This is a genomic window from Microbispora sp. NPDC004025 (assembly GCF_053604425.1).
In genome coordinates this window covers 103632-121870 of the sequence record NZ_JBSGHN010000003.1, presented here as the reverse complement: position 1 = coordinate 121870, position 18239 = coordinate 103632, and the positions used below count along the sequence as shown (strand labels likewise).

Here is an 18239-nt window from a genome sequence, read left to right as displayed (position 1 = left end):
CTTGAGGCGTTCCAAGGCGTCCGTCCTTCCTCCTGAGGATCCTGACAATGAATGTTTCGATATTTCACCGAAACTTTGCGGCTCGACAAGACGCGCCCGAACGCGGCTTCTCCGCCGGGGGCGAGACCACGGGTAGCGCGACGGGGACGGGCCCGGGACGGGAAACTTTCAGAGAACCGTGACATCTGTCGTGGCCGGGTCGTGACAGACGGCGCAGGCCCGCGGCGGGACGGCGGCGGAGGCTTGCCGCATGGACATTCACGAGGGCGCCCCCGCCCTGTCCGTGGCGGGGCTGCGCAAGACGTACGGCGAGACCCGCGCGGTCGACGGGATCGACCTGGTGGTCGGCCGGGGCGAGGTGGTGGCTCTGCTCGGCCCCAACGGCGCGGGCAAGTCCACCACGATCGACATGGTCGTCGGGCTCGCCCGCCCGGACGCCGGGGAGATCGCCGTGTTCGGCGTGACTCCCCGCGAGGCGGTGCGGGAAGGCCTGGTGGGCGTGCTGCCGCAGGAGGGCGCGCTGCTCGACGACGTGACCGTGGGGGAGACCATGGCGCTCATCGCGTCCCTCCACAGCACCCCCGTGCCGGTGGAGGAGGCGCTGCGCCGGGCCGGGATGTCCGGCCTCGCCGCCCGGAGGGCCGCGCGGCTGTCCGGCGGTCAGAAGCAGCGCGTCCGGTTCGCCATGGCGCTGGTGCCCGATCCGGACCTGCTGGTGCTCGACGAGCCGACGGCGGCCCTCGATGTCACGGCCCGGCGCGAGTTCTGGCAGTCGATGCACGCCTTCACCGAGACCGGCCGCACCGTGCTGTTCTCCACGCACTACCTGGAGGAGGCCGAGGCGTACGCGGACCGGGTCGTGCTGATGCACGCGGGCCGCGTCGTGGCCGACGGCCCGGTGTCCGCGGTCATGGCCGAGGTGTCCGGCCGTACGGTGACCGCGACCGTGCCCGGCGCCCGCGCCGAGGACCTGGGCGCGCTCCCCGGCGTGACGGCGGCGCACGTCCGCGAGGACAGGGCCGAACTGCACTGCGCCGACTCCGACCTGGCCCTGCGGGAACTGCTGGCCCGCTATCCGGACACGCGCGACGTCGAGGTGGGCGCGCTGGGCCTGGAGGACGCGTTCCTCCGCCTCACCGAAGCCGTGGAGGTCGTCAGATGACCGGGTATCTCGCGTTCGAGATCAGGCGCACGCTGCGCGACGCCAAGTTCCTGCTGTTCGCGGTCGCCCTGCCGGTGGGGCTGTATCTGCTGATGGCCGACCGCTTCGCCGACATGGGCCTGCCCGCGCCGTACGTCATGGGCGGCATCGCGGCGTTCGGGGCGGTGAAGACGGCGCTCGACGTCGGCGCCCGCACGGCGGTGGAGCGCGGCATCGGCTGGCAGCGCCAGTTGCTGCTGACCCCGCTCAGCGGTCTCGGCTATCTGCTGGCCAAGGCGTCGGTGGCGATGATCGTGGCGCTGCCGCCGGTGGCCGGGGTGTCGCTGGTGGCGGCGCTCGTCAGCGGGGTGCGCCTGTCGGCCGGCGGGTGGGCGCTCGCCGTGCTCGGTGTGTGGGCGGGTACGGTGCCGTTCGCTCTGCTCGGCCTGCTGATCGGCCAGTTCGCCACCGCCCAGAACCTGCAGGCGTACCAGGGGGCGGTCGTGCTGCTGCTCGGCTTCGTCGGCGGGCTGTTCATCCCGGTGAGCACATTCCCGCCGCTGCTCGCGTCGGTGGCCAAGGCTCTGCCGAGCTACTGGCTCGCGCAGGTCGGGCACGCCGCCGCCCTCGGCGGTGACGGATGGCGGGCCGCGCTGATCCTGACCCTGTACGCGCTGGTGCTGGGCACGGTCGTGGCCGTCCGGTATCGCCTCGACACCGCGCGGGCCTAGGGTGACGGACGTGGGCGATCAGGGCGTCTGGGGGCCTTCCGCCTGGCCGGTGTGGAACCCGGCCCGGGCGGGCTCCCGCACGGCCCGCGTACGCGCCGTGGTGGTGCTGTCGGCCTTCCTCCTGTGGCCGCTCTCGGAGATGCTGAGCGCGGACGGAGGCCGGCCGGACGCGGTGGCCGGAGCCGTCATGCCGCTGTACGCGGCGGGCTGGCTCATCGCCATGATCACCGGACCCCGCCTGCCGCCCTGGCGGCGGATCCTCCTGGTCGGAGCCCTTCTCGCGCTGGCGGGCGCGGCGGCACTGGTGCGGAACGGCCCGGCCTACCTGGGTCACGCCGGCGTCTTCGGCTTCGCGCTCGCGGTGGCGGCCTGGCTGTTCCCGGCGCTGTGGGCCGTGCTCCTCGGGCTGGGTCTCGGGGTGGCCCAGGCGCTCGTGCAGTGGGCGGCGCCCGGCCCGATCCACTGGGCGCTTGTGGGCGGTCTCGTCCCGGCCGTCGTGATCCCGGTGTCCGTGACGCTGCTGATCCGGCTCGTCGTCCAGCTCGGCCAGGCCCGCGAGGAGATCGAGGCGCTGGCGGCGGCGGCCGAGCGCGACCGGCTGGCCAGAGACCTCCACGACGTGCTCGGGCACAGCCTCACCACGATCACCGTCAAGAGCGGCCTGGCCCGCCGGGTGCTGGAGAGCGGCGGCGACCCGGAGCGCGCGCTGGCCGAGTTGCGCGACGTCGAGCGGCTGTCGCGGCAGGCGCACGGCGAGGTGCGCCTGACCGTGTCCGGCCGCCGCCGGCCTTCGCTCGCCGCCGAGCTCGCGGGGGCCCGCGCCGCACTGCGGGCCGCCGGGATCACCGCCGTCCTGCCGCCGTCCGCCGGCCACGTCCCGGCCGAGCTCGCCGAGCCCTTCGCGTACGTCCTCAGAGAGGGGGTCACCAACGTGATCCGGCACAGCGGCGCGACCCGATGCGAGGTGCTGCTCGGGGACTCCTGGATGGAGGTGCGCGACGACGGCCCCGGGCGGCAGGCGGCGCCACCGGGCAACGGCCTTTCCGGGCTGGCCGAGCGGCTGCGCGCGGCCGGCGGGCGGATCGAGGCGGGCCCGCTCGCCTCCGGCGGCTTCCGGCTCCGGGCGAGCCGCCCGTGATCAGGGTCCTGCTCGCGGACGACCAGGCGCTCGTACGCGGCGCACTGGCGGCGATGCTCGCGCTGGAGTCCGACATCGAGGTGGTCGCCCAGGTCGGCACGGGCGAGGAGGTCGTCGAGGCGGCGCGGCGCAGCCGGCCGGACGTCGCGCTGGTGGACGTGCAGATGCCGGGCAAGGACGGCCTGGAGGTCACCGCCGACCTGCGCGCCGCGCTGCCGTCCTGCCGGGTGGTGATCTGCACGACCTTCGGGCGGCCCGGCTACTTCGCCCGTGCGATGGAGAACGGCGCCTCGGGCTTCGTCGTGAAGGACGCGCCGCCCGAGCACCTGGTCGACACGGTGCGGCGGGTTCACGCGGGCCTGCGCGTGGTCGATCCCGCCCTGGCCGCCGAGTCGCTCGCCAGCGGAGCGAGCCCGCTGACCGCGCGGGAGCGCGACGTCCTGCGCGCGGCCCGGCAGGGCGGCACGGTGGCGGAGATCGCCCGGAGCCTGCACCTGTCCGCCGGGACCGTGCGCAACCATCTGTCGGCGGCCATCGGAAAAACGGGGGCGAGCACCCGCGCCGAGGCTGCCCTCACAGCCGAAGAGCAAGGCTGGCTCTAGCAACTCACAGTGGGTACGACCAGGAGGCGGCCCGGCGGCGGTCCTCCTGGAAACGGGTGATCGTCAGGACGACCGCGACGGCCAGGGCGGCCGTGCCGATGGTCAGGACGTTGCCGACGATGTCGAAGACCGCGGCGTCCCGGATTTCCGGCAACTCCTCGGCATCCGCGTACCTGCGGCTCACCAGCCGGGTCACGATGGTCGTGAGCACCCACGCCAGCCACCAGGCCCAGACAAGGCCGGAACGGCGTGCGGTCGCGAAATTGCCGCTCTCGTGCGTCGCGCCGGGCTTGGAAGACGTCCAGATGTCGTCGACGATCTGCTTCGGGAACCAGAGGTTGACGATCGGCACGACCCACCCGAAGATCAGCCAGGGTGTCGCGCGCCGGTGCGGCCACGGGCTGAGCGTCTCGGCGTTCGCCCTGGCCCGGAACAGCCAGACCAGGAACATGACGGCGGTGGCGACGTAGACGACGGTCTCCACCAGCCCGGACACGGCGTAGAGCACGTCATTGGTCTCGAGATCGCTGATCGGGACGGAGTTCGTGTCGGCCAGGAAGCTCTCGACGAGCACGGCCCGCTGCGCGTCGATGGCGGAGGCGATCAGGCACACCACGGAGTCGGCGGCGAGCAGCGCGACGGCCGCCGTCCCCAGACCCCGGACGGGCTGCAGGGGGGCGGGTGGTGGTGTGGGGTACACAAAGACTCCTCACAGTAGGCCGAAGATCATCGTGCGTTATGGCGCGGAACTCTATTGCGCGTGTTTCTCACCCGGGACGATTCTGTGATCACGTCGGAATGCGGTAATTCGAAGTGTCGCCGGGAGTGCGCCGCCCGGCGGTGACCTCCGGAAAAGCGAATGACCGGCACGCGGCGCGAGGGCAAGAATGCGTTTCATGTCTCAGGCGAAACTGCGCACCGACCGCATCGAGCTCGTTCCGCTGTCCGACGAGCACCTCGAACACGAAATCGAGCTGGACGCCGATCCCGAGGTCATGCGTTACCTCGCCGGCCGAGCGCGTACCCGTGAGGAGGTCGAGGTGTTCCATCGCCGGCGGCTCGCCGCCGCGGAGCGCGTGCCGGGGCTCGGCTTCTGGGCCGGTTTCGTGGACGGGCGGTTCGTCGGCTGGTGGATCCTGGAGCCGCCCGCGCGTGCCGACCAGGGCCCGGTCGAGGGACAGGCCGAGCTCGGCTACCGGCTCCTGCGGCGCTACTGGCGCCAGGGCCTGGCCAGCGAGGGCGCCCGCGAACTCCTCCGCCACGGATTCGAAGACCTCGGGCTGACCCGCGTCTTCGCCGAAACCATGGCGGTCAACACCGCCTCCCGCGCGACGATGACCGCGATCGGCATGCGGTACGTCCGTACGTTCCACGCGGACTGGGAAGAGCCGCTTCCCGGCAGCGACCTCGGCGAGGTCGAGTACGCGATCACCCGCGAGCAGTGGCTCGCCTCCCGTTAGGTCGGCGGCATGGAGGCAAAGGTCGGCGGCGTGGCGGTGCATTACGCCGAGCACGGAAGCGGGCTCCCCGTGGTGGCGTTGCACGGCGCGGGGGTCGACCATCGCGAGATGGCCGGCGCGCTGGAGCCGGTGTTCCGCGACCGGCCCGGGTATCGGCGCGTCTACCCGGACCTGCCCGGAATGGGACGCACGCCGGTGCCGGACTGGTTGCGCGGCTCCGACGACGTCCTCGATCTCCTGCTCGGCCTGGTCGACGCCGTCGTGGGCGATGAGGAGTTCGCGGTCGCCGGCCACTCCTTCGGCGGGTACCTCGCCGCGGCCGTCGCCGACCGCCGTCCGTCGCAGGTCGCGGGGCTGGCGCTGATCTGCCCTCTCGGCGAGGAGACGCGTGACGTGCCCGCACACGCGGTGCTGCACGCCTCGGCCGACGTGGCCGACGCGCTGGATCCGGCCGAGCAGGGCCAGTTCCTGGACTACTTCGTGGTGCAGACGCCCGCCACCGTGGAGCGGTTCCGGGAGTATGTTGCTCCGGCCCTGCCCCTTGTCGACCGGGACGGCCTCGGGCGGATGTTCGACCGATGGCGCCTGAGCGGCGTTCCCGGGGGCGCGCCGCCGTACACGGGCCCGACCCTGATCCTCGCCGGGCGCCAGGACTCCACGGTGGGGTACGCCGGCCCGTGGGAGCTGGTGGATCGGTATCCGCGCGCCACGTACGCCGTCCTGGACCGGGCCGGCCACGCGCTGCCGCACGAGCAGCCCGGGCTGTTCACCGCGCTCGTGACCGAATGGCTCGACCGAGTGCACGAGCATCGCAAGCCGGCGGAGGGAGGCCGCAGCGCGACCGTCAGCCGTGATGATCGGACTGCTGCTGTGGTGGACGGCGAGCGTTTCCGTTCCTTCCTCACCCGGGTGTGCCCTTCTCATGCGCAAGTGGTGCCTGAGGATGGCGGATGGTCGGTGTTCATTCCAGGGTTGCCGGTCGCAGCGGACGGGCGGACGTTCGACGAGGCCATCGACGAGATGATCGAAGCCCTCCGGGAGTACGCCGAGGACTGGCAGGACCACCTGTTGGACGCGGCCAACCACAGGGACAACTGGGGCCTGGTGCAGATGATCTGCCTGAGCAGCGACGACCAGCTACGGGAGTGGCTGACCGGGGTGGCTCCATGACGTGGCCGCAGCCGACCCGAGAGGATCACGAGCGCTTCTGCAAGGCCGAGGGCTGGCGGCGGATCCGGGACGCCAGGGGACGGACGGGCACTCACCACGTCACGTATGAGCTCGACCTTCCCGCGGGCGGCATCCTGCGGACGCGAATGACGGCGGCGGTCGCCGTCCGCTCACGGATTCGGCGGGTACGGATCGCTGCGCAGCCTGCTGTACATCCAGCCGTCGCGCCACTGACCGGCGCGGAACTCCACCGCGCGCAGGACGCCCTCGAACGTGAAGCCGGCCTTCTCCAGCGACTTCTGTTCCGCGGCGTTCTCCGGATGGGTGACCGCCTGGATGCGCTCGACCGGGGTGTGGGTGAACAGGTAGTCGCACAGCATCGCCTGAGCGCGCCAGCCGATGCCGCGGCCACGGAAGTCCGGAAGCAGGGCGATCCCTATCTCCCAGTATCGGGAGACCCCGAATCCCCGCGCCGACCAGCTCATCAAGCCCGCGGCCGTGCCGTCGGCCTCGACGATGAGCCTGCTGTCGTCCTCGCCAAGGAAGCCGTCCTTGGCGTAGCGCCGCGCCGGGGCCTGGGCGTCGCGGAACCCCGCCCAGTCGAGGCCGATCAATCCCGGCTCCGTGACGAACCGCCGGAACATGACGAGGTCGTCCTCTGTCACCGGCCGCAGCCGTACCTCAAGTGCGCTCACCGTGCCGCCTCCCGTCGATGCTCTTCGACACTAGCGCGAAGATCATCAGCCGGTGACGGCGCGGAGGGAGCCGGGGTGGCGGCCGGTGAGGCGGTCCAGCCTGACGGCGGTGACGTCGTCCGCGGGGAGATAGGCGATCAGGAGCTGGCTGTCGTCGCCGGACAGGCCGAGGGTCTCGTAGGACAGCCGTAGCTCGCCCACGTCCGGATGCGCCAGCCGTTCGAGGCCGGTACGCCTGGACGGGCCGGGCGGGGACGTCAGCCGGTCGGTGAAGGGGGCGCCGACGGCGAGGGTCAGTTCGTCGACGAGATGCGCGATGTGCGGATCCTCGCGGGAGACGCCCAGTTTCAGCCCGGCGAGCCGCTCGTCGGCGACGCGGTCCCACTCCGGATAGGCGGCTCTGGCCCGGGGATCGGCGAAGACGTAGCGCACCAGGTTGGCCGGCCGGCGGTCCAGCAACCCGATGGGGCCGGTGAGCCGTTCGTAGCCGTCCGTGTGGGCGAGCACGTCACCGAGCCGGTTGACCACCACCGCGGGGGAGGGTTCGAGCCGGTCGAGCAGCGCCCGGATGGTGGGACGGACGGACTGCGTGGGCGGTCCCTGGCACGGGCCGACGAGCCGGCCGGCGCCGTCGGCCGCCTTGAAGTGGTGGAGCAGATGGAGGCGGTCGTCGGCGGACAGGCGCAACGCGTCGGCGAGGGCGGCGAGCACCGGTACGGAGGGGTGACGGTCACGCCCCTGCTCCAGCCGGGTGAGGTATTCGACGCTGATCCCGGCGAGCGTGGCCAGTTCGGAACGGCGTAGGCCGGGGGTGCGGCGCCGTCCGCCGCCGGGCAGTCCGACCTCGGCAGGGGTGACGGCCTCGCGGCGGGCCCGGAGGAACTCGCCCAGGGTGTTGTCGCTCACGACTCGCAGGCTACCGAGTGGCCTCGTTCCCGATCGTGGCCCTGCGAGGGCCAGTCTCGGCCCGGTCTCCCTCCGGCGGTCCCCGTCGCCGGATCCTCGGTCCTGTTCACGGTTTCACTGACTTGAGGAGTCGACATGGATCTGGGACTCACCGGCCGTACGGTCATCGTGACGGGGGCCTCCGGCGGCATCGGCCGCGAGATCGCCCGCGGGTTCGCCGCCGAAGGGGCCGACGTGGTGCTCACCTATCACCGCGCACAGGCGGGCGCGGAGCTGCTCGCCAAGGAGATCGGCGGACGCACGCTCGTCGCGCCGTACGCGCTGGACGACGACGGCTCGGCCTACGGCCTGGTCGAGACCGTGCTGGAGTGGTCCGGCCGGATCGACGTGCTGGTCAACAACGCCGTGCACTGGGGCGCCGCCGAGCCGGAGCCGAATCTCCCCTTCGAGGCCGTGCCGGACGAGAGGTGGCAGAAGGTCGTCCGGGCCAACGTCGAGGGCGCGCTGCGGCTCAGCCGGGCGGTCGTCCCGTCCATGCGGGAGCGCGGCTGGGGCCGGATGGTGCACATTTCGTCGAGCGTCGCGGTGGACGGCATGCCCGGTGGGGAGTACTACGGCGCGGCCAAGGCGGCACTGCACGGTTTCAGTAGATCCGCCGCGTTCGGGCTCGGGAGGGACGGGGACATCCTGTCCAACGTCGTCATGCCCGGCTTCACCAGGACCGAGACCAACGTCGAGATGGCCGAGCAATTCGGCGGGCACTACAGCGCGCTGGCGCCGATCGGCCGCCTGCTCGACGCCGCCGAGGTCGCCAATGCCGTCGTCTACCTGGGCTCGGCCGCCAACACCGGCATCACCGGCCAGGCCATCAAGGTGACCGGCGGAGCCTGACCGCGAGCTTGAGCGGACTCGGAGCTCTTCGATGCGCTGCGCGCCGGCCTTGAGGATCTGAGCTACGCGAGCAGGCGGACGAGGCCGTCCTCCAGATAGGCGGTCCGGCCGGCGTCCGCCGCCGAGATCGCCGCGTTCATTCTCCGTGCCAAGCCGGGCGGCAGGAACGTGTCGAGGTCGGTGGCAGGAACGAATGCATGGTCGTCGAGCTCCTCGGGCGGCAGGCGCAGCGCCGCGATCTGGGAGTCGGTGAGCACGCCTGCGTCGAAAACGAACATCAGCCCGGCGTCCCACGGCGGTGCCGGTGGCACCCAGTCGACGCATGCCAGCTGAACCACCGGAGGCGCGATGCCCAGCTCCTCCTGCAACTCACGGAGCACGGCACTGACGGGAGACTCCCCGGCCTCGACGATCCCGCCGGGGATCTCCCACCCGTCCTTGTAAACCGGGTGCACGAGAAGCACCCGCCCCTCGTTGTCTCGCAGCAATGCGCCTGCCCCGACGCGGAGGCGCGGTACGGAGGCGACGTAGGCCAGGAATGACGCAGAGTCGCTCATGACGCTCCGACCCTATGAGGGCTCACCGAACCGTGACCGCGATGGTGGGCCTGCCGGACGCTCTCAGTCGAGGGGATGCGCCCTCAGGTACTCGACCGCGTCTTCGTTCGTGGCGAGCCACTGGTCGCAGGCGCCCCACTCCTTGCGGTCCGTGCCCGCGTCGGAGAGGGCGACATAGGCGACGGCCGGGCGGTGACAGGAGCTCTTGCCATGCGCACTGCACTTGCCATTGGCGCCGTCCGTGGACGGGTTCCGGAACAGACGTGCGTCCCACCGCTGGATGTCGGTGATTTTCGATGTCATTCGCGGCATGCCGCTCAGTCTGATCATTTCGACGATGCCGAGCAAGGGTTCCCTTATGAATCAGGACACGGGGCAGCGGTAGGCGGCGTGGCGGTTGGGGGAGCAGCAGACCACGCCACAGGTGAGGAATCGGCCGCCGGTCAGCCAGATGCCCCACTGCACGTCCACGCCGTTGTGGAGCGCTTCGCGGGCGGTCTCCAGCCGGAAGTCGAGCCCGAGCCGGGCCTCGTCGGCCGGACGGAGGAAGGCGCTCTGGGTTGTCCGGTAGTGCTCGGCCAGCCAGGCGAGCACGTCGTCGAGCGTGGCCGGAGAGGCGTCGATCCGGCGGGCCGGCTTCAGCAGCCAGTCGCACGTCCGCATCGGCGGCAGCGGGGAAGCGGTGAACGGGCCGGGGTCGGCGGGCGGCAGCGGCGGCCGTCGCTCGGCCTCGTCGCGCAGGTCTGCCCCGATCCCACTCCACACGTAGCAGTGCAGGTGCATGACGCTCCGTACAGTGGAGGTGGCCCCCGCCTGCTATCACCGGGCAGGGGCCACCGTGCTCCTACAGTGTGGTCAGGCCGACCGCGCGAAGCTCGGCACCGGTGAACCGGAGAGTCCCGGCATCCAGGTTCTTGCTGTCACGCAGGGCGAAGGCGTCGGCCTCACCCGGAATCGGGGCCAGCTCGACGCAGGACTCCATGTCCTCCTCCTGCTGGTTGCCGCCGCACAGCCGCCGAAAGCGCACTCCGGCGAGGTCGTGGTCGTACAGGTCCATCGCGTTCCTTCCTGGTTGGTGGTCCCGCCTCGGCGGGTTCGCCAGGCGGGCGTCTTCATCGGGCCTGCCTTCATCGGATTGGGCTTCATCGGGCGCGGCCGAGCAGCAGGTCCAGCCACAACCGGCGCGCCCGCGCGTCCGGCAGGCGTTCGGTCTCCCGGACCTCCTGGGTGCTGTCGGTCCGGTCCGTACGGCGGACGAACAGCAGCCCGCCGGACGCGCAGAGTTCGTACGCCAGAGGTGAGCAGTGGTCACAGGTGTGCGCCACGACCCGGGCCCGTGCAGTGCGCCTGGTCTCGCGCATCCACCGAATCGCGACACGCCCCGGCTGCTCCGGAGCAACATGCAACCCGGGACATGCGGACTCGGCCTGGGTCGCAGCTTGGAGGGCCTGGACAGCGGACGCTCGGAGGGCGGATACGCCGTCGCTCACTGGGGCAGCAACCCTGCGGCGAGTTCCTCCTGGTGGCGAAGCTGCAAAACGAGTTGGTCGGCGTCGTCAGCGTCGATCGTGTGGCTCAGCCCGTGATCCAGCTGCGTGTCACTGAGCCGCTGATTGCGTGTGGCCCAAAGACGATCCGCCGAGCTTCGCCAGATCGTCCAGCAGGGAAAGGCGGCCTGCAGATCCTCAAAGGTTGTCGTCGTGGGCATGGCGAAAGCGTGACTTACAGTGCTGTGCCGTTTACACCGCGTTCTCGGGACGTGCGGGACGTTTCGCGTTACCGTCTGGATACGTCCTCAACGTCCTCCCGATTCGGGGTCGCCGATGAGCAATCACTCTCTACGTCAAGCCATGTCCAGTGCGAGACTTACCGAAAGGGACCTCGCGTTCCGATGCGAGGTGGACGTCAAGACGGTGGCCCGCTGGCTGGCTGACGAGGCACGCGTGCCGCACCCACGGCATCGGTGGGCCGCTGCCGAAGCGTTGGGAGTGGATGAGTCCGTGTTATGGCCCGAAGCGATACGGAACACGGTCAAGACCGGCCCCGACCGGGAAGTCCTCTCGGTTTACCCGTACCGATCTGCCTGTCCCAAGAGTGTGTGGCGGGCGCTTATCACTGAGGCCACATCGAACATCACCCTGGCCGGATACACCAACTACTTCCTCTGGCTTGAGCACCCCAACCTGGCGAAGGTGCTCAAGCGCAAAGCAGAGCAGGGATGCCGCATCCGCTTCCTTATCGGTGACCCCGATAGTGAGGTAACCCGCCGACGTGAGGAAACCGAAGGCGTCCCGCTCACGGTCTCCACTCGGATCCGTATCACCCTGGCCGAGCTCGACCAACTCAAGGACGTGCCGGGCATCGAGGCGCGGTTCGGTGACGAGCACATCGCCATGTCGGTGTTCCAATTCGACGACGAGATGCTCGTCACCCCGCACTTAGCCAAGCTGGTCGGCCATGACTCGCCGCTCCTGCACCTTAAGCGCCACCAAGACGACGGCCTCTACGACCGTTTCGCCTATCACGTGGACGAGTTGTGGTCAGCCGGCCGAGACATCTGGTCGGGGACAAGCGTGGGATGACATCACTCGTGGCGTGCGTATTCGGCGGATCTGGACGAGTGGTGACTTTGTGATCATGTTGTTGTGAAACCTGGGCGGGCGTTCCAAATACGATGAGCGCCTGCGGTGCACTTGCAGCGCAGACCTAGTCACAAGGACATGCAGTGGACGACTCCCCCATCACTGGTCTATACGATGCGCTGGTCACCGAGAAGCTCGCCAAGAGCGTCGACGCGTGGCGGCAGACGGGACACCTCGTGGAGGTGTCGGAGGTCGACAAAGAAGAGATTGCTCACCTGCTGGGCCGCTTCGTGGGTGAGACGGCGGCCAAGGTCTTCGCCGGGCTGAAAGAGCCCCATGAGCAGGTTGAGTTGGCCAATCGGCTGCTGAGCCACTTGGCAGAGCCAGAGACCGTGGCGGACGGGCCAAGCAAGCTGCTGTCGATTGTCAAGGACCGTCCGGGGGCGGTCTTCCCGACGCGCCCGTCGACCTCGCTGTCGGAGGCGGCCTTGCTGACTAACGCCCGTGAGGATCCCAACCTGGCACACGAGTTGGCCGCCGAGTTAGCCAGCGCGGACCGAGTGGACCTTCTTTGTGCTTTCGTCAAGTGGTCTGGGCTGCGAATTCTGGAACGTTCCCTCACCGAACTGCAACGTCGGAATGTTCCACTGAGAGTGATCACAACCACCTACATGGGTGCGACCGAGCGGCGTGCACTGGACCGGTTGGTGCGGGACTTTGGCGCCGAAGTGCGAATCAGTTATGAGCAGAACTCCACGCGACTGCACGCCAAGGCGTGGTTGTTGCGTCGCGACACCGGCTTCGACACCGCCTACGTCGGCAGTTCCAACCTCTCTCGGGCGGCGCTGCTGGATGGGCTGGAGTGGAATGTACGGCTCTCATCCGTGACCACCGCTCGCCTGCTGGATAAGTTCGAGGCCACCTTCGACTCCTATTGGAATCGGCCCGAGTTTGAGCCTTACGACCCAGCGCTTGACGGCGACCGGTTGGACGAGGCGTTGTCCCGGTCGAAGGTGGGCAAGCAGCTTTTCGACATTCCCGCATTGGTGCCGCATCCTTTCCCGCATCAGCGCGAGATGTTGGAGGACCTCGACGTCGAGCGCACCGTGCACGGCCGGCACCGCAACCTCCTCGTGGCTGCTACCGGTACCGGTAAGACAGTCGTAGCCGCTTTCGACTACCGCAACCTGGAGCAGCGGCTGGGCCGCAAGCCGTCGCTGCTGTTCGTGGCGCACCGGCGCGAGATCCTAGCTCAGGCATTGCGCACGTATCGGCAGGTGCTGGCCGTGCCGGATTTCGGTGAGCTGCATGTGGGAGAGGATCGTTCGCGAGAGTGGCGGCATGTGTTCGCCAGCGTGCAGTCGCTCAATGCGATGGGAATCGAGTCATTTGATTCTGAGCACTTTGACGTGGTGGTCATTGATGAGTTTCATCACGCTGCTGCTCGTACCTACCGACGGATCATTGATCACCTGAAGCCCAAGGAACTGCTAGGACTTACTGCCACCCCGGAGCGTGCCGACGGCACCTGGGTCCAGGATGAATTTTTCGATGGCCGCATCGCCTCTGAGTTGCGCCTATGGGATGCACTGGACGCGGACTTGCTTTGCCCGTTTCACTACTTCGGTATCAATGATGAAACCGACCTCACCAGTGTCAAGTGGTCACGCGGGTCCTACGACAATGCCACGCTCGATGATTTGTTCACCGGAGACGACGCGCGCGCTCGACTGGTATTCAATGCCTTGAGCGAAAAGGTGAGCGACCTGGCGACTGTCCGTGGTCTCGGCTTCTGTGTCTCAGTACGGCATGCACACTTCATGGCCGACTTCTTCACCAAGGCAGGATTGCCCTCTCTCGCGGTAGATGGCTCGACCGACGACACCTCTAGAAAGGCAGCGCTGCGGGCATTGCGCGATGGGGAGGTCCGCTTCTTATTCGCGGTCGACCTGTTCAACGAGGGCCTCGACGTTCCCGACGTGGACACTTTGCTGCTTCTGCGGCCTACCGAGAGTGCCACTGTTTTCCTCCAGCAACTTGGTCGAGGGCTTCGCCGTACCCCGGACAAAGAGGTGCTGACGGTGCTGGATTTCGTCGGCCAGCACCGTAAGGAGTATCGCTTCGCCAACCGATTCCAGGCCCTAACCGGATTTGCCCGAGGGAGGCTCGACAAGCAGGTAAAGGACGATTTCCCGTTGCTGCCATCGGGTAGTCAGATTGTGCTGGATCGCGTGACTAAGGATCGGCTGCTGGCCGAGCTCAAGATTCATCTTGGCGCGACAGTTAATACGCTGACGCAGGAGATCCGCTCACTTGGGGAAGAGACGCTTACCAGGTATCTCGAGAAGAGCGGGCGCGATATCTACGATCTGTACCGCAACCGGAGGTACTGGACATCGCTCCTCCGTCGAGCCGGTCTGCTTCCCGAGTCCGGCTCGCCGATAGAGGAGGCCCTCGGTCGGCGGATTCGGGCGCTTCTGCACGTGGACGACCGGCGCCGTGCTGAAACCTACGTCAGATTGCTCAGCACTGATGGCCCGCGCTACGCAGACTGCTCGCCTGCCGACCAGGCCTTTGCGCGGATGCTGTGCTTTTCCTTCTGGCGCGACGGCGGGGATCTCTCGTCCTACGATGAGGCGCTAAACCGGCTACGTGGTGAGCGTGCGCTGTTCGAGGAGATTCGGCAGGTTCTTATCTACGGGGTCGACCGTCCACGGCACGTGGCCCGACCGCTCGGTCCGAACCTTGAGGCGGTGCCACTGGCGGTCAATGCCCGTTACTCCACGGAGGAGGTGCTCGCCGCGATCGGCTGGGCCTCCCTTGGAGGGCTAGTGCCTTCCACCATGCGCGAAGGTGTTGCGTGGAGTCCTGCTACCAAGTGCGATGCGCTATTTGTCACCCTGCATAAGAACGAGAAGGAATTTTCCCCGCAGACTATGTATCGGGATTACGCCCTCACTCCTAGCCTTTTCCACTGGGAGTCACAGAATCGGACCAGTCCTCACTCAACCACCGGTCTGCGCTACCAGAACCATGAGGCCGAGGGTAGCCATGTGCTCCTGTTCACTAGGGAGCGCAAGGAGAACGAGAGCGGCCATCCCGAACCTTTTGTCTTCCATGGCACCGCTCGGTACCTCGAACATCGAGGTGAGCGGCCGATGGCTATTACCTGGAGACTTGACGAGGAGATGCCTGCGGACCTGTTCCGTAGGGCTGCCATCGCTGGGTGAGGCGGAGCACAGTCTCCAGGTAGTCGGCCGATCAGTTTGATAACCACAGCGGGGGCGGCGTTCTAGCGTGTTTGAGGGCGAGGGTGTGGACCCTCGCCCTCTGTGCTGTCGTCATCCCGTTTGTGCTGCTGCTGGACTGGCTGGGTAGGGCAATTGGCAGGTGGTGGGAGAGGTCTTCCCCTACCTGAGGAACTTGTCGTCCCTAGGAAGCCCGGAGAAGCCGCCTGGCTCGCCACGCCCGGAGCTGGTCCTAAAGAGGCCGGTCCAGCCCTCGATCCTGCCGTCAAGGTCCATGGCTGCGTGCGGCGATTGGCGGGCAAGGCCGCCGCGTTAGCTGAGTCTGTGCTCTCAACGACTTGAGCGATCGCTTAAATCGGCTTACTCTCGGTTTTGAGCGATCGCTTAAGACGCTGGAGGGCGCGTGGCGCGGTTCGTGTATGTGGAGTGCTTGGTCCGGGCCGACATGGAGGCCTTGTGGGAGCGGACACAGCGGCCTGAGCTGCATCAACGGTGGGATCTGCGGTTCACCGAGATCGACTATCTGCCGCGCGCGGACGGCGAGCCGCAGCGGTTCCGGTATGCCTTCCGGCTCCTGCCCGGGCTGGTCATCACCGGTGCCGGCGTCACTTCCGGGGACCGCCACGATCCCGAACAGAGGACGTCGGCGCTGCGCTTCTCCTCCGACCATCCGCTCTCGCTGATCCGATCCGGCTCCGGCTACTGGCGGTACGTCCAGACCCCCGAAGGCGTCCGCTTCATCACCCGGTACGGCTACCGCCCCGGCTGGGGCAGGGCCGTCGACCTCGTGTTCCGGCCGCTCATCGGGTGGGCGACGGCCTGGTCCTTCGACCGGCTCCGCCTCTGGCTGGAGACAGGCCAGACGCCCGAGCGCTCCCTGTGGCAGGCCCTCGCCGAACTCTGCCTGCGCACCCTCACGACCGCCATCGCCATCACGACCACCCCGACCACCGCCGCCTGCCTGATCGGAGTGGCGGCGGTCCTGCTGCCGCCACTGCCGTCGACCCCGGCGGCCCGCCGATGCCTGCGCCGCCCGCCCGACCGGCAGACGGCACAACCCCCGCACACCCTTATGGAGACCCGATGACCTCGATCTTCCAACGTGCCCTCGGCGCGCACTTCGCCCGCCTGCACCCACAACTGCAACGACGCTTCGGCGTCAGCGTCGCCGGCGGGCAGGCCTGTGTCGGCACGGGAGTGATGGAGCAGATCTGGCACGCCGGGTTCACCCGGCCGTTCCTGGCCCTCGGCGGCACCCGCAACATCTTGATCCCCGAGCAGGGCCGGCGAGTGCCGTTCACGATCGAGAACTATCCGTACGTCGACTCGTACGGGCGGGAGACGGTCAGCTTCGTCCGCACCTTCGACCTGCCCGGCCGCCCGCGAAGGTTCGACGCACAGATGGTGTACGACCCTGCCAGAGGCATCGTCGACTACCTGGGCTCGCACCAGCACCTCGCCGTGGACCTGGATCTCCAGGTGGACGAACGCGGGGGCATGGTCATCCGGTCAGGCGGGTTCCGCTTCCACGAGGGCTGGTTCTCCTGCCGCCTCCCTGCGGTCCTGACCGGCACCGCCGTGGTCCGGGAGTCGTACGACGACGAGGCGGGGGAGTTCCGCGTCGGAGTGACGGTCTCCCACTCCAGGCTGGGGCCGATGTTCGGCTACTGGGGCGCGTTCCGGGCCCGCTATGTCGACGTCACCGAGCACGGCGTGCCCGCTGTCATCAAGCCGCGGCGCGAAGAGGCACGCGTATGAATCCCACGCCGAGCTCGATCTTCGAACGTGCCCTGGGAGCGGATTTCGCCCGCATGCACCCGCAACTGCGGCGCCGCTATGACCTGAGCGTCGCGAACGGCCGGGCCTGCGTCGGCACGGGGGTGATGACGCACGTCTGGCACGCGGGCTTCACCCGGCCGTTCCTCGTTCTCGGCGCGCTGCGCAACATCCTGGTCCCCGAGCAGGGCCGGCAGGTGCCGTTCACGATCGAGAACTACCCGTACGTCGACTCCCACGGCCGGGAGGCCTTCACCTTCGTGCGCAGCTTCGACCTGTCGGGCCGGCGACGGCGGTTCGACGCCACGATGGTGTACGACCCCACGAGGAACGGCATCCTCGAGTACGTCGGCTCGCACCAGCACCTGTCCGTTGACCTGAATCTGCGGGTGGACGAGCGCGGCGGGCTGGTCTTCCGCACCGGCGGCTTCCGGCTGCACGAGGGGTGGCTCTCGTGCCGCCTCCCGAAGGCCCTCACGGGATCGGCCCTCGTCAGGGAGTCGTACGACGACGAGGCGGGGGAGTTCCGCATCGAGGTGACGGTCTCCCACTCCAGGTTGGGCCAGTTCTTCGGCTACTCGGGCGCCTTCCAGGTCAGCTACGTCGATGTCGCACAGCACGGCGTGCCCGCTACGGTGATGCCGCGGCGCGAAGAGGTACGCCGCTGAGGGAGGGGACGATGGGCGACACCCGGACGAGGCTGCTCGAAGGCGCGCTGGAGACCTTGCGCACCCAGGGCATCGCCAAGGCCTCGGCGCGGGCCATCGCCTCCACCGCCGGGGTCAACCAGGCGCTCGTCTTCTACCACTTCGGCAGCGTCGACGAGCTGCTCGCGGCGGCCCTGCGGTACGGGTCGGAGCAGCGGGTGGCCGTCTATCGGGAGCGGTTCGCGTCCGTGACCTCCTTGAAGGAGCTGCTCGACCTCGGCCGCTCCCTGCACACCGAGGAGCGCGCCGCGGGGAATCTGGCCGTGCTCGCCCAGATGCTCGCGGGGAGCCAGGCGGATGAGCGGCTCGCCCCCGCCACCGCCGGAGGGCTCACCCTGTGGGTCGCCGAGGTCGAGGACGTGCTGCGACGGGTGCTGGCCGGCAGCCCGCTCGCGGAGTTCGTGGACGTCGCCGGGCTCGCCCGCGCCACCGCGGCCGCCTTCGTCGGCCTCGAACTGTACGACGGCGTCGACAAGGACGGCGCCGAGCAGGCGTTCGACAGCCTGGAGCAGCTCGCCGGCCTGGTCGCCGTCCTGGAGGACATGGGCCCGCTGGTTCGCCGTACGGTCCGCGCCCGCCTCCGCAAGGCCAACGGCGCTTGACGAGCCGGCACCGCTTGAGTGGTGCCTGTCCCT

22 protein-coding genes are annotated in these 18239 nt (G+C 68.8%); 13 read left to right on the top strand and 9 right to left on the bottom strand.

Features of this window, described 5'->3' with window-relative positions; all coding sequences use genetic code 11:
* The first annotated feature begins 250 nt into the window (after positions 1-250).
* From ACWEQG_RS08760 to ACWEQG_RS08745, 4 genes are read left to right on the top strand one after another with little or no spacing between them, the layout of a single operon-like run.
* Positions 251-1162 carry an ABC transporter ATP-binding protein gene (locus ACWEQG_RS08760; RefSeq protein WP_452283094.1) on the top strand — a complete coding sequence of 304 codons (912 nt, stop codon included), beginning with the start codon at positions 251-253 and terminating at the stop codon, positions 1160-1162.
* The gene (locus ACWEQG_RS08755) at positions 1159-1872 is read left to right on the top strand and encodes an ABC transporter permease (protein ID WP_452283092.1); all 714 of its coding nucleotides are present in this window, start codon (positions 1159-1161) and stop codon (positions 1870-1872) included. Before ACWEQG_RS08760 ends, ACWEQG_RS08755 begins: the two co-directional genes overlap by 4 nt.
* A 10-nt stretch (positions 1873-1882) precedes the next feature.
* Entirely contained in the window at positions 1883-3010 is a 1128-nt protein-coding gene (locus ACWEQG_RS08750) for a sensor histidine kinase (RefSeq protein WP_452283090.1), read from the top strand.
* Positions 3007-3612 (top strand): response regulator, encoded by a 606-nt coding sequence (locus ACWEQG_RS08745; protein WP_452283088.1) that lies wholly within the window; start codon positions 3007-3009, stop codon positions 3610-3612. Before ACWEQG_RS08750 ends, ACWEQG_RS08745 begins: the two co-directional genes overlap by 4 nt.
* A gap of 4 nt (positions 3613-3616) precedes the next feature.
* On the opposite strand, the gene ACWEQG_RS08740 is transcribed toward ACWEQG_RS08745, so the two are convergent.
* Positions 3617-4312, bottom strand: a complete 696-nt coding sequence (locus ACWEQG_RS08740) for a DUF4328 domain-containing protein (protein ID WP_452283086.1) — start codon at positions 4310-4312, stop codon at positions 3617-3619.
* A 196-nt stretch (positions 4313-4508) separates the two neighbouring features.
* Between ACWEQG_RS08740 and ACWEQG_RS08735 the strand changes: the two genes are divergently transcribed.
* Both ACWEQG_RS08735 and ACWEQG_RS08730 read left to right on the top strand, forming a co-directional pair.
* Positions 4509-5072: a GNAT family N-acetyltransferase gene (locus ACWEQG_RS08735; RefSeq protein WP_363460972.1), complete on the top strand. Its 564-nt coding sequence runs from the start codon at positions 4509-4511 to the stop codon at positions 5070-5072.
* Between the two features lie 9 nt (positions 5073-5081).
* On the top strand, positions 5082-6242 hold the full coding sequence (locus tag ACWEQG_RS08730) for an alpha/beta fold hydrolase (RefSeq protein ID WP_452283084.1): 1161 nt from the start codon (positions 5082-5084) through the stop codon (positions 6240-6242).
* Between the two features lie 170 nt (positions 6243-6412).
* Here ACWEQG_RS08730 and ACWEQG_RS08725 read toward each other — a convergent pair whose 3' ends face one another.
* Positions 6413-6937 (bottom strand): GNAT family N-acetyltransferase, encoded by a 525-nt coding sequence (locus tag ACWEQG_RS08725; RefSeq protein WP_452283082.1) that lies wholly within the window; start codon positions 6935-6937, stop codon positions 6413-6415.
* 45 nt (positions 6938-6982) lie between these two features.
* Positions 6983-7843: a helix-turn-helix domain-containing protein gene (locus tag ACWEQG_RS08720; protein ID WP_452283080.1), complete on the bottom strand. Its 861-nt coding sequence runs from the start codon at positions 7841-7843 to the stop codon at positions 6983-6985.
* A 135-nt stretch (positions 7844-7978) separates the two neighbouring features.
* Between ACWEQG_RS08720 and ACWEQG_RS08715 the strand changes: the two genes are divergently transcribed.
* The gene (locus tag ACWEQG_RS08715; RefSeq protein WP_452283078.1) at positions 7979-8734 is read left to right on the top strand and encodes an SDR family NAD(P)-dependent oxidoreductase; all 756 of its coding nucleotides are present in this window, start codon (positions 7979-7981) and stop codon (positions 8732-8734) included.
* Between the two features lie 62 nt (positions 8735-8796).
* Here ACWEQG_RS08715 and ACWEQG_RS08710 read toward each other — a convergent pair whose 3' ends face one another.
* From ACWEQG_RS08710 to ACWEQG_RS08685, 6 genes are all read right to left on the bottom strand, one after another.
* Positions 8797-9291, bottom strand: a complete 495-nt coding sequence (locus tag ACWEQG_RS08710) for an NUDIX domain-containing protein (protein ID WP_452283076.1) — start codon at positions 9289-9291, stop codon at positions 8797-8799.
* 63 nt (positions 9292-9354) lie between these two features.
* Positions 9355-9639, bottom strand: a complete 285-nt coding sequence (locus ACWEQG_RS08705; RefSeq protein ID WP_452283074.1) for a hypothetical protein — start codon at positions 9637-9639, stop codon at positions 9355-9357.
* A gap of 15 nt (positions 9640-9654) precedes the next feature.
* Positions 9655-10074 carry a hypothetical protein gene (locus ACWEQG_RS08700; RefSeq protein ID WP_452283072.1) on the bottom strand — a complete coding sequence of 140 codons (420 nt, stop codon included), beginning with the start codon at positions 10072-10074 and terminating at the stop codon, positions 9655-9657.
* 61 nt (positions 10075-10135) lie between these two features.
* Positions 10136-10348, bottom strand: coding sequence for a DUF397 domain-containing protein (locus tag ACWEQG_RS08695; protein WP_452283070.1), 213 nt, complete (start codon positions 10346-10348; stop codon positions 10136-10138).
* Between the two features lie 85 nt (positions 10349-10433).
* Positions 10434-10652 (bottom strand): hypothetical protein, encoded by a 219-nt coding sequence (locus ACWEQG_RS08690; protein ID WP_452283068.1) that lies wholly within the window; start codon positions 10650-10652, stop codon positions 10434-10436.
* A gap of 125 nt (positions 10653-10777) precedes the next feature.
* On the bottom strand, positions 10778-10999 hold the full coding sequence (locus ACWEQG_RS08685; RefSeq protein ID WP_452283066.1) for a hypothetical protein: 222 nt from the start codon (positions 10997-10999) through the stop codon (positions 10778-10780).
* Between the two features lie 190 nt (positions 11000-11189).
* On the opposite strand from ACWEQG_RS08685, the gene ACWEQG_RS08680 reads away from it, so the two are divergent.
* From ACWEQG_RS08680 to ACWEQG_RS08655, 6 genes are all read left to right on the top strand, one after another.
* Entirely contained in the window at positions 11190-11873 is a 684-nt protein-coding gene (locus tag ACWEQG_RS08680) for a DUF5919 domain-containing protein (RefSeq protein WP_452283064.1), read from the top strand.
* Positions 11874-12016: 143 nt separating this feature from the next.
* Positions 12017-15103, top strand: coding sequence for a DUF3427 domain-containing protein (locus ACWEQG_RS08675; RefSeq protein ID WP_452283062.1), 3087 nt, complete (start codon positions 12017-12019; stop codon positions 15101-15103).
* A gap of 421 nt (positions 15104-15524) precedes the next feature.
* Positions 15525-16208 (top strand): hypothetical protein, encoded by a 684-nt coding sequence (locus ACWEQG_RS08670; RefSeq protein ID WP_452283060.1) that lies wholly within the window; start codon positions 15525-15527, stop codon positions 16206-16208.
* Positions 16205-16879 (top strand): DUF4166 domain-containing protein, encoded by a 675-nt coding sequence (locus ACWEQG_RS08665; protein WP_452283058.1) that lies wholly within the window; start codon positions 16205-16207, stop codon positions 16877-16879. The genes ACWEQG_RS08670 and ACWEQG_RS08665 overlap by 4 nt, the downstream gene beginning before the upstream one ends.
* The gene (locus tag ACWEQG_RS08660) at positions 16876-17565 is read left to right on the top strand and encodes a DUF4166 domain-containing protein (protein ID WP_452283056.1); all 690 of its coding nucleotides are present in this window, start codon (positions 16876-16878) and stop codon (positions 17563-17565) included. Before ACWEQG_RS08665 ends, ACWEQG_RS08660 begins: the two co-directional genes overlap by 4 nt.
* Positions 17566-17576: 11 nt before the next feature.
* Positions 17577-18206, top strand: a complete 630-nt coding sequence (locus ACWEQG_RS08655) for a TetR/AcrR family transcriptional regulator (RefSeq protein ID WP_452283054.1) — start codon at positions 17577-17579, stop codon at positions 18204-18206.
* Positions 18207-18239: the final 33 nt, after the last annotated feature.

Excerpts from the sequence above, each read along its gene's own strand:
- ACWEQG_RS08735 (WP_363460972.1), top strand. The coding sequence starts at position 4,509 with ATGTCTCAGGCGAAACTGCGCACCGACCGCATCGAGCTCGTTCCGCTG.
- ACWEQG_RS08665 (WP_452283058.1), top strand. The coding sequence starts at position 16,205 with ATGACCTCGATCTTCCAACGTGCCCTCGGCGCGCACTTCGCCCGCCTG.
- ACWEQG_RS08695 (WP_452283070.1), bottom strand. The coding sequence starts at position 10,348 with ATGGACCTGTACGACCACGACCTCGCCGGAGTGCGCTTTCGGCGGCTG.
- ACWEQG_RS08755 (WP_452283092.1), top strand. The coding sequence starts at position 1,159 with ATGACCGGGTATCTCGCGTTCGAGATCAGGCGCACGCTGCGCGACGCC.
- ACWEQG_RS08760 (WP_452283094.1), top strand. The coding sequence starts at position 251 with ATGGACATTCACGAGGGCGCCCCCGCCCTGTCCGTGGCGGGGCTGCGC.
- ACWEQG_RS08730 (WP_452283084.1), top strand. The coding sequence starts at position 5,082 with ATGGAGGCAAAGGTCGGCGGCGTGGCGGTGCATTACGCCGAGCACGGA.
- ACWEQG_RS08690 (WP_452283068.1), bottom strand. The coding sequence starts at position 10,652 with ATGCGCGAGACCAGGCGCACTGCACGGGCCCGGGTCGTGGCGCACACC.
- ACWEQG_RS08715 (WP_452283078.1), top strand. The coding sequence starts at position 7,979 with ATGGATCTGGGACTCACCGGCCGTACGGTCATCGTGACGGGGGCCTCC.
- ACWEQG_RS08655 (WP_452283054.1), top strand. The coding sequence starts at position 17,577 with ATGGGCGACACCCGGACGAGGCTGCTCGAAGGCGCGCTGGAGACCTTG.
- ACWEQG_RS08710 (WP_452283076.1), bottom strand. The coding sequence starts at position 9,291 with ATGAGCGACTCTGCGTCATTCCTGGCCTACGTCGCCTCCGTACCGCGC.
- ACWEQG_RS08685 (WP_452283066.1), bottom strand. The coding sequence starts at position 10,999 with ATGCCCACGACGACAACCTTTGAGGATCTGCAGGCCGCCTTTCCCTGC.
- ACWEQG_RS08660 (WP_452283056.1), top strand. The coding sequence starts at position 16,876 with ATGAATCCCACGCCGAGCTCGATCTTCGAACGTGCCCTGGGAGCGGAT.
- ACWEQG_RS08700 (WP_452283072.1), bottom strand. The coding sequence starts at position 10,074 with ATGCACCTGCACTGCTACGTGTGGAGTGGGATCGGGGCAGACCTGCGC.